Below are 3,915 nucleotides of genomic sequence, written 5' to 3'. Positions count from 1 at the left end.
ACCTCCCACACCTCCTGCTTGCCCCATGCCCCAATCCCCAAATCTCCATTTAAAATCTAAAGTTAATGCGCTCTTGACTTGTATACATGACTTTACCTGTTCGTCAACTATTTCTCTGTAGCTTAGTTAGCGTCTTGGGTCTAGTATCCATACTGCCAAACTTGAACAGTGCCAATGCTGCTGTGGATGGTTGCCCAACTCCAGCCCTATCTCGCTTCCAACGTCATAAAGTAGTTCGTGGCGAAACTTTGGAGAGTATAGCGCAGCGCTACGATCTGATTCCCACAACTATTATTGGTATGAATCCAGCTTTACAGAACAATGGGGCGATGCCTGGGGCGGGTTCCACCTACCCTACCGTTGGTACTGTGCTGCAAATTCCTCCGTACAATGGGATTGTAGTGGAAGTGCCCCGCGGTCAAACTTGGCGGCAAGTGGCAGCAAAATACAAAGTTCGTCCTGATAGCCTTTTTGAGGTGAATGGTTGCCAACAAGACCCCAGAATCGTTTTTGTTCCAGGGGTAAATTGGTCGCCTGATGGTGTTGTCACCAAGGCTCCTGTACCCACTGATACAGGAACGCCAAATCGGGTATCTCTGTCGGGATACCCGTTGGCAGAAATGACAAATGTAGCATTAGCTTACGGCTGGCAGATAAATCCTAGTACAGGTCAAGTTTTCTTCCATAGCGGCGTTGATTTGTTAGCACCAGTTGGTACAGAAGTGCTAGCCATTGCCCCTGGAACCGTAGCCTTTGCCGATGACCAAGGTAGTTATGGCAAGTTGGTCATCATCAACCACAGTGGAGGACTACAAAGCCGCTACGCCCAACTTGACAGTATCAATGTCTCTGTTGGTCAAAAAGTGAACAAAGGCGACTTATTAGGAACTGTAGGCACCAGTGGTACACCAAGCGCCAGTCAGCCCCATCTCCATTTTGAAGTTCGTTCTAGCTCATCTCTGGGTTGGGTAGCCCAAGATCCCAAGGGTTATTTGAGGAAATGAGGAATGGGAGATGGGGCATTGGGCGTGGGGCATTGGGCATGGAGAGGGTTGACTGTTAACTGTTAACTGGTGACTGGGGAGTTATTATTCTCCCCTGCCCCTCTGCCCCATCTCCCTTGTCTCCCTGATCCCCCTTGTCCCTTCCAGTCACCATTCCCCAGTCCCCAATCCCCAATCTCAGTAGATTTGACGACGTGCATTCCTGCTTCTGCAAATCTTGTAAATGTTGCATCTGCTTGTTCTGTGTAGTCCACAACACCAGGAACAACCACAGGAGAAGTACAATCTTCTAGCAAATAGATTTTTTGGGTAAGTGTGGCATCTACCTGTTTAATTTCTGTTAATAAATCATCAATTGTCCAGGCGACACAATGGCTTTTAGCTTGACCACCAATGATGACAATATCAAATTCTAAAAGTTGTTTAATTAAGCGCGTGTTTTTTTGACCAAGTGGACGTTTTTCAAAATCTTCCAACACTTCTGGACGTAAAATAGAATAATTTTCTGTTAAAGGATTTTCCCCTTTAATTTCAAATTGTGTTTGATTTTGACGAGCGATGCCGTGAAAAAAGATTGCTTCTTCTACTGATGAAACTAAAGCATGACCAATGCCGCCCAACATGGAATGATAAGGCCAAACGGTGAGGGGATATTTCCCGTCTTGACTAAGTTGCTTAACGTAATGGTAAGCGTGTTTTTCTAATAATTCGTAATTGCCATTAGTCACACTATTAGCAACTGCTGGGTTTACTTTCCAAATACCTTGTTCGATATCATTAGGAGTGATGCTAGTAGCGGCTGGTATGGGATGTTCTCCGGCGGGGTTCACCCAAAAGATAGGATGGAAAATTTGAGTAGCGGTGTGAGTATCTAAGGTGGGGATAATTTTTGTAATTATTCCCAAATTGCGATATATAAATTCAGTCAACCGCCGATTATCATCCACTGCCCCAGTGCCGCTTCTTCCCCCCACAAATAATTCAAATCCCGGAATACAAAAGGTGTTTTGGACATCAATTAATAATAGGGCAATACGAGTTGTGTCTAAAGATGCAGGTAGAATTTTGTGTTGTTTTGCCCATGTTTCGGCTGCGGCTGCAATCTCTTGGTAAGGTACGCGCCAAACTTCGCCGACTTTATCGGCGTTAAAGTGCGAGGGAATTGGTAGTTGGGTGATTGTGTGGGTATTCATAATTACAGTTTGATTTATTCTGTAATAACATCATTGACATTCCTGTACCTAAAGTCACAGCGAAACACTTTTTAAACAACCTCTAATTTAGCTGGCTATTCTCACTTCCCACTCCCCACTCCCCACTCCCAATCCAAATTACTATCTTTGGTTGCAACTTAAGTATTAGGGAACTCAAAAAAATCAATTATTCCAGTCAATGCGCTGACTGTTGACTATTGACTGTGAACCGTTAACGGTCAACAGTTAACAGTCTTGTGTGAAATCTTTTTTTACTTAGAAGTCCCTTAGTTAAGAATAGGCGATCGCTTGAATTTTCTTTATTTTCTTTTTTGCCATCCCATTACCCAAAAATACCCCTACTGTGGCAATCTGGGAAACAGGGATTTATCAAATCTGATATTTTAACTACAGCAAATTTGCCCTTACAGGTTATGCAAACTCTGCCCACACCGGATACTGCAAAGACTACATCAACCCAACCTACCTTTGATACAACCATCAAGCGGCGTCAAACCCGTCCCGTAAAGGTAGGTAATGTCACCATTGGGGGTGGCTACCCCGTTGTGGTGCAGTCAATGATTAACGAAGACACCCTTGATATTGATGGTTCCGTGGCTGCTATTCGTCGTTTGCACGAAATTGGCTGCGAAATTGTCCGCGTCACAGTGCCAAGTATGGCTCATGCTAAAGCATTAGCAGAAATTAAACAAAAATTAATTAAAACTTACCAAGACGTACCAATTGTGGCTGATGTCCATCACAACGGTATGAAAATCGCTCTGGAAGTCTCCAAACACATAGAGAAGGTGCGGATTAATCCAGGGTTGTACGTATTTGAAAAGCCAAACTTTAACAGAACCGAATACAGTAAAGTTGAATTTGACGAAATTGGCGAAAAAATCCGCGAAACTCTAGAACCTTTAGTAGTTTCTTTGCGCGACCAAGGTAAAGCTATGCGAATTGGCGTTAATCATGGTTCCCTCGCCGAAAGAATGCTATTTACCTACGGTGACACCCCCGAAGGAATGGTGGAATCAGCCATAGAATTTATTCGCATTTGTGAATCTTTAGATTTCCGGAATTTGGTAATTTCCATGAAAGCTTCGCGAGTACCAGTGATGGTAGCCGCCTATCGCCTCATCGCCAAGCGTATGGATGAATTAGGTATGGATTATCCCCTACATTTAGGTGTTACCGAAGCCGGTGATGGCGAATACGGACGAATCAAATCCACCGCTGGGATTGCGACATTACTCGCTGATGGTATCGGCGATACAATTCGTGTGTCGCTGACAGAACCACCAGAAAAAGAAATCCCCGTTTGTTACAGCATTCTCCAAGCCTTGGGATTGCGGAAAACAATGGTGGAATACGTCGCTTGTCCTTCTTGTGGACGAACTTTGTTTAACTTAGAAGAAGTGTTACACAAAGTCCGGGAAGCCACCAAACACTTAACTGGTCTCGATATAGCAGTTATGGGCTGCATTGTCAACGGCCCCGGAGAAATGGCAGATGCCGACTATGGTTATGTCGGCAAAACACCCGGTTATATTTCTTTATATCGTGGCAGAGAAGAAATTAAAAAAGTCCCAGAAGACAAAGGCGTAGAAGAATTAATCAATCTGATTAAAGCAGATGGACGCTGGGTAGAGCCGTAGGAAGTGGCAACGCCTTGGGGAAAGGGGAAATGGAAAGATGGGGGAGTGTGGGGAGTG

At 44.4% G+C, this 3,915-nt stretch carries 3 protein-coding genes; 2 read left to right on the top strand and 1 reads right to left on the bottom strand.

Annotation, left to right across the window (positions count from 1 at the left end):
- Positions 1–86 precede the first annotated feature (86 nt).
- Entirely contained in the window at positions 87–1,004 is a 918-nt protein-coding gene (locus tag GNE10_RS32695) for a M23 family metallopeptidase (protein WP_185570171.1), read from the top strand.
- A 62-nt stretch (positions 1,005–1,066) separates the two neighbouring features.
- On the opposite strand, the gene GNE10_RS32690 is transcribed toward GNE10_RS32695, so the two are convergent.
- Complete coding sequence (locus GNE10_RS32690; RefSeq protein WP_260447126.1) at positions 1,067–2,197, bottom strand: isochorismatase; 1,131 nt, start codon at positions 2,195–2,197, stop codon at positions 1,067–1,069.
- A 434-nt stretch (positions 2,198–2,631) separates the two neighbouring features.
- Between GNE10_RS32690 and ispG the strand changes: the two genes are divergently transcribed.
- On the top strand, positions 2,632–3,858 hold the full coding sequence (gene ispG / locus GNE10_RS32685) for a (E)-4-hydroxy-3-methylbut-2-enyl-diphosphate synthase (protein WP_099072941.1): 1,227 nt from the start codon (positions 2,632–2,634) through the stop codon (positions 3,856–3,858).
- Positions 3,859–3,915: the final 57 nt, after the last annotated feature.

The organism is Nostoc sp. 2RC (assembly GCF_014222165.1).
Classification (GTDB): Bacteria; Cyanobacteriota; Cyanobacteriia; order Cyanobacteriales; family Nostocaceae; genus Nostoc; species Nostoc linckia.
Note: the sequence above shows the minus strand (reverse complement) of the source record. Positions and strands in the feature narration are given on the sequence as shown.